Raw genomic sequence first — 2011 nt, 5'->3', positions numbered from 1 at the left:
GGCGCAGTCGAGCCGGTCGGCCACCGCCTGGAACCGGGCCGCCGACCTGTCCGAGGGCTCGGTGGCGCGCGCCGTCGCGATGCTCGATCCGGCGATGCAGGGGCTGGTCGCCGAGATGGAGACCCTGCTGTCGCGCGCCGACCATCCGGATTGGGGCCGCGTCCTCAAGCTCGCCGACAAGCTCGCCGGGCGCGAGGCCGAGCCCCTGTTCGCGGCCGGCCTGGAGACCGTCGAGCGCTTCGTCTCGGCCGAGCTCCACCGCCGGCGGGCGGAGCCGCCGGCGCGCCTTGCGGCCCTGGTCGAGGTGTGTGAGAAGTTCGGCCGTACGGCGCGCGAGGCCGCGACCTACAATCTCGATCGCCGGCCCGTGGTCCTGTCGCTGTTCGCGGACCTCGCGGGCGCCGTGCGGACCGGCTAGAGCATCGTCCCGAACGGTGCCGGTTCGGCGCCGGCGAACGCGCACGACGCCGCGCCGGAACGGCGCCGATCCTGCAGAGCCGCGTATCCGGGAATGTCCGACGTGACCGCCAAGACGAACAGCACCAAGACCTTCAGCATCACCACGGCGATCTCGTACCCCAACGGCGCGCCGCATATCGGCCACGCCTACGAGGTGGTCGCCACCGATGCGATCGCGCGCTTCAAGCGCCTCGACGGCTACGAGGTGCTGTTCACCACCGGCACCGACGAGCACGGGCTCAAGATCCAGCAGACGGCGTCGCGCGCCGGCACCACGCCGCGCGCCTTCGTCGACGGCATGGCGGCCCGGTTCCAGGCGGTGGCCGACCGGCTCGACTGCGCCTACGACCGCTTCATCCGCACGACGGAGCCCGCCCACACCGCCGCCGCGCAGGAACTGTGGCGGCGGATGGAGGCCAACGGCGACATCTACCTCGACACCTATGCCGGCTGGTACTCGGTCCGCGACGAGGCCTATTACGGCGAGGACGAGACCCGCCTCCTGGAGGACGGCACCCGCCGCTCGCTCGCCACCGACACCCCCGTCGTGTGGATGGAGGAGGAGAACTTCCTGTTCCGGCTCTCGGCCTACGCCGACCGCCTGCTCGCCCTCTACGAGGCGCAACCGGACTTCATCAGCCCCGAATCGCGGAAGAACGAGGTCGCGAGCTTCGTGCGCTCCGGCCTGAAGGACCTGTCCGTCAGCCGCACCACCTTCGACTGGGGCGTGCCGGTGCCCGACCGGCCCGGCCACGTCATGTACGTCTGGGTCGACGCGCTGACGAACTACCTCACCGTCACCGGCTTCCCGGACGAGGCCGACGAACGGCGGAAATTCTGGCCGGCGGACCTGCACGTCATCGGCAAGGACATCGTCCGCTTCCACGCGGTGTACTGGCCGGCCTTCCTGATGTCGGCCGGGCTGCCGCTCCCGAAGCGCGTCTTCGGCCACGGCTTCCTGCTCTCGAAGGGCGAGAAGATGTCGAAGTCGCTCGGCAACGTCCTCGACCCGATCGACCTCGCCGACACCTACGGCGTCGACGCCGTGCGCTACTTCGTGCTGCGCGACGTGCCCTTCGGCGGCGACGGCAGCTACAGCCACGAGGCCATCATCACCCGCATCAACGCGGACCTCGCCAACGACCTCGGCAACCTTGCCCAGCGCTCGCTCTCGATGATCGCCAAGAACGTGTCCGGAGCGGTCCCGGAGCCGGGTGCCTTCACCGAGGCCGACCGGACACTGCTCGCCGCCGCCGACGCCCTGCCGGCGCGGGCGCGGGCTCTGATGGACGACCTCGCGCTCCATTCCATCCTCGCCGAGATCTGGGCGGTGGTGGCCGACGCCAACCGCTACTTCGCGGCCGAAGAGCCGTGGAAGCTGAAGAAGACCGATCCGGAGCGGATGGGCACCGTGCTCTACGTGACCGCGGAGGTTCTGCGCGCGGTCGGCATCCTGGTGCAGCCCTTCGTGCCGCGCTCGGCCGCGAGCCTGCTCGACGTGCTGGCGGTGCCGGCCGACCGGCGCCTCTTCGCCGACGTGGGGGAGGGCGGC

The 2011-nt window shown here is 71.0% G+C and carries 1 protein-coding gene and 1 pseudogene; both read left to right on the top strand.

Annotation, left to right across the window (positions count from 1 at the left end):
- Window positions 1–418, top strand: a pseudogene (locus tag FV223_RS26300) (XRE family transcriptional regulator); the annotation flags it as partial.
- 102 nt (window positions 419–520) lie between these two features.
- The coding region (metG, locus tag FV223_RS26295) for a methionine--tRNA ligase (protein WP_246689821.1) at window positions 521–2011 on the top strand (1491 nt) is incomplete at its 3' end.

Origin of the sequence: Methylobacterium sp. WL116 (assembly GCF_008039455.1) — a bacterium.
Taxonomy (GTDB): Bacteria; Pseudomonadota; Alphaproteobacteria; order Rhizobiales; family Beijerinckiaceae; genus Methylobacterium.
Note: the sequence above shows the minus strand (reverse complement) of the source record. Positions and strands in the feature narration are given on the sequence as shown.